2 protein-coding genes are annotated in these 3,106 nt (G+C 72.0%); one reads left to right on the forward strand and one right to left on the reverse strand.

Annotated elements, in window-relative coordinates:
* On the forward strand, positions 1-1,709 hold a 1,709-nt coding region (kstD, locus tag O3Q52_RS51150; RefSeq protein WP_269655252.1), incomplete at its 5' end, for a 3-oxosteroid 1-dehydrogenase.
* An 88-nt stretch (positions 1,710-1,797) separates the two neighbouring features.
* Here kstD and O3Q52_RS51155 read toward each other — a convergent pair.
* A partial coding sequence (locus tag O3Q52_RS51155; RefSeq protein WP_332113026.1) for an alpha-glucoside ABC transporter substrate-binding protein occupies positions 1,798-3,106 on the reverse strand: 1,309 nt, incomplete at its 5' end.

The raw sequence follows: 3,106 nt of genomic DNA on the forward strand, positions 1-3,106 counted from the left end.
GGCTCGCCCTCGCGGCCGGCCTCCCGAGCGCCGCCGACGCGGCCGAACTGCCCCTGCTCGGCACGTACGACGTCGTCGTGATCGGATCCGGCGCCGCCGGGATGACCGCCGCGCTGACGGCCGCGAAACAAGGACTGAGCTGCGTCGTCGTGGAGAAGGCGCCCACCTTCGGCGGTTCGGCCGCCCGCTCCGGCGCGGGAATCTGGATCCCCAACAACCCGGTGATCCTCGCCGCCGGCGTCCCCGACACCCCGGCCAAGGCCGCCACCTACCTGGCCGCGGTGGTCGGCCCGGACGTCTCCGCGGAACGCCGGCAGGCCTTCCTCGGACAGGGCCCCGCCATGATCTCCTTCGTACTGGCCAACAGTCCGCTGCGCTTCCGCTGGATGGAGGGGTACAGCGACTACTACCCGGAGCTGCCCGGCGGACTGCCGGGCGGCCGTTCCATCGAACCCGCCCAGCTCGACGGGAACATCCTGGGCACCGAACTCGCCCGGCTGAACCCGCCGTATCTGACGGTGCCCAGCGGCATGGTCGTCTTCAGCGCCGACTACAAGTGGCTCGCGCTCTCGGCGGTCAGCTTGAAGGGCGCCGCCGTCGCCACCGAATGCCTGGCCCGCGGCACCAGGGCGGCCCTTCTCGGCCAGAAGCCCCTCACGATGGGCCAGTCACTGGCGGCCGGCCTGCGCGCGGGACTGCTCGCGGCCCAGGTGCCGGTCTGGCTGAACACCCCGCTCACCGACCTCTACACGGAGAACGGAACCACCGCGGGAGCGGTCGTCACGAAGAACGGCACGCCGGGCCTGATCAGGGCCCGGCACGGAGTGATCGTCGGCTCCGGCGGCTTCGAGCACAACGCGGCCATGCGCGCCCAGTACCAGCAACAGCCCATCGGCACCGAGTGGACCGTCGGGGCCAAGGAGAACACCGGCGACGGAATCCAGGCCGGCCGCCGGGCCGGTGCCGCGCTCGACCTGATGGACGACGCCTGGTGGGGCCCGGCGATCCCCCTGCCCGACGAGCCCTACTTCTGCCTCGCCGAACGCACCCTGCCCGGCGGGCTCCTCGTCAACGCCGCCGGGGCCCGCTTCGTCAACGAGGCGGCCCCCTACAGCGATGTCGTACACACCATGTACGAACGCAACGAGACCGACCCGGACATCCCGGCCTGGCTGATCGTCGACCAGAACTACCGCAACCGCTACCTGTTCAGGGACATCGCGCCGACGTTCACGTTCCCCGACGCCTGGTACACGTCCGGCGCCGCCCGCAAGGCCTGGACCCTCGACGCCCTCGCCGCCGGCATCGGCGTGCCCGCGGCCGCCCTGCGGGCCACGGTCAACCGCTTCAATGGCCTGGCCCGCAACGGCACGGACACCGACTTCCGCCGCGGCGACAGCGCCTACGACCACTACTACACCGACCCCGCGATCCTCCCCAACTCCTGCCTCGCACCACTGTGGTTGGCCCCCTACTACGCCTTCAAGATCGTCCCGGGCGACCTGGGCACCAAGGGCGGTCTGCGCACCGACGCCCGGGCACGCGTGCTGCGCCCGGACGGATCCGTCATCCCCGGCCTGTACGCCGCCGGAAACGCCAGCGCGGCGGTCATGGGCCACAGCTACGCCGGCGCGGGCTCGACGATCGGACCGGCGATGACCTTCGGCTACATCGCGGCACGGGACATCGCGGCAGGCGCCAGGGCCTGAACCGCAGGACACGATCCACGGGGCCGTCGCGTCACCGCGCCCCGTGCGAGCTCCGGCGGGCGAGCCCGCCCGGACAGACCCGGTCGGCTCACCCGCCGGAGCTCGCACAGATGACTTCGGGCGGCCGGAAGGAGCGGCCGTCGGCGGACTCCTCGTCCATCTGGACGCGCACGGTCTCCAACTGCCGCAGCAGCGAGTCGAGATGCCGCTTCGAGGGGTCCCGGAAGAACTCCAGGACCGCGCGGTGGAAGGCGTCCCTGAGCTCCGGCGGCATGACGTCCGACGCGTCGAAACAGAGCGTACGGGCACGTGAGTTGAGCAGGTCGTCGATCTCCTGCTCGACAGGGTTCGCGGGCACCGCGGGCGGCAGACCGGCCGTGTTCGGGAACAACGGGCGCACTCCCGGGTCCGCCTCCGCCTGCCAGCGCTTGCGCCCGGCCGGGCTCGACAGCCGCTCCACCAGCTCCTGGGCCGCCGGGTCGTCGCTGAAGACGGCAGCCATGTCGCCCGCGACCTCGTACGCGTCGCGGTACTCGGCGCGCCCGCCCAGGAACCGGGCCGACGGTTCCACACGGACGTCCTCGCTCGCGTACAGGTACCGGATGAAGGCACTCTGATGCTCGTACGTGCAGTCGAAGCCGGGGGAGTCGAGCAGGCCGCGGGGCCCACCCGGCCCGGGCGCTCCCTCGTACGACGTGGTCAGGGACCGCTCGATCGACTTCGGCGAGCGTTTGCCGAGCAGCTCCGCCCAGGTCGTCCAGGCCCGCTCGACCGTCGGATCGAGCCAGCTGAGCCTGCTGGTGGCCCACTCCTCGTAGACGGCCGGGCCCGCCTGGTGGAGCAGGATGTCCTCGACCCAGTCGGTGCCCGGCCAGCCCGAGGTGGCCTGCGAGGCGAGCCCCACGCACCATGCCGGATCGTCGCTGGACGTGCCCTCCTTGCTCCACACCAGGCTCTTCAGGTCGACCTTCAGCGGCACCCAGTACGTACGGCGTCTGCCGTCCACCAGGAGCGTCGGCGCCCACGGCGGGTACGCGCGCTCGGCGGTCTCCTCGACCAGGGGCTTCAGCTCGTCGCGGCGCGCGTACTCGGTGAGTTCGCCGATGCTGTTGAGGATCGCCACGTCCGGCGGGGCGTCCGCCTCCAGCTGCGAGACGAGCGTCTCGCGCAGCGAACGGGTGCCTTCGTACGTGTACGTCCTGCCGGTCCCGTCGTCGAGCCGGTTCAGAGCCGCCTCGAAGGCCTTGCCCTCCTCGCCGGTCCACGGGCCCAGCACGACGAGCGGGTCGGGGGAGTCCGACGTACAGCCGGGGACGAGAGCGAGCAGACAGCCCGCGAGGAGGACGCGGAGGCCACGGCCGACGGCACGGCTCACGGGTCGGCTCACGGGTCGGCTC

It is taken from the genome of Streptomyces sp. ActVer (assembly GCF_027270795.1).
Lineage (GTDB): Bacteria > Actinomycetota > Actinomycetes > Streptomycetales > Streptomycetaceae > Streptomyces > Streptomyces umbrinus_A.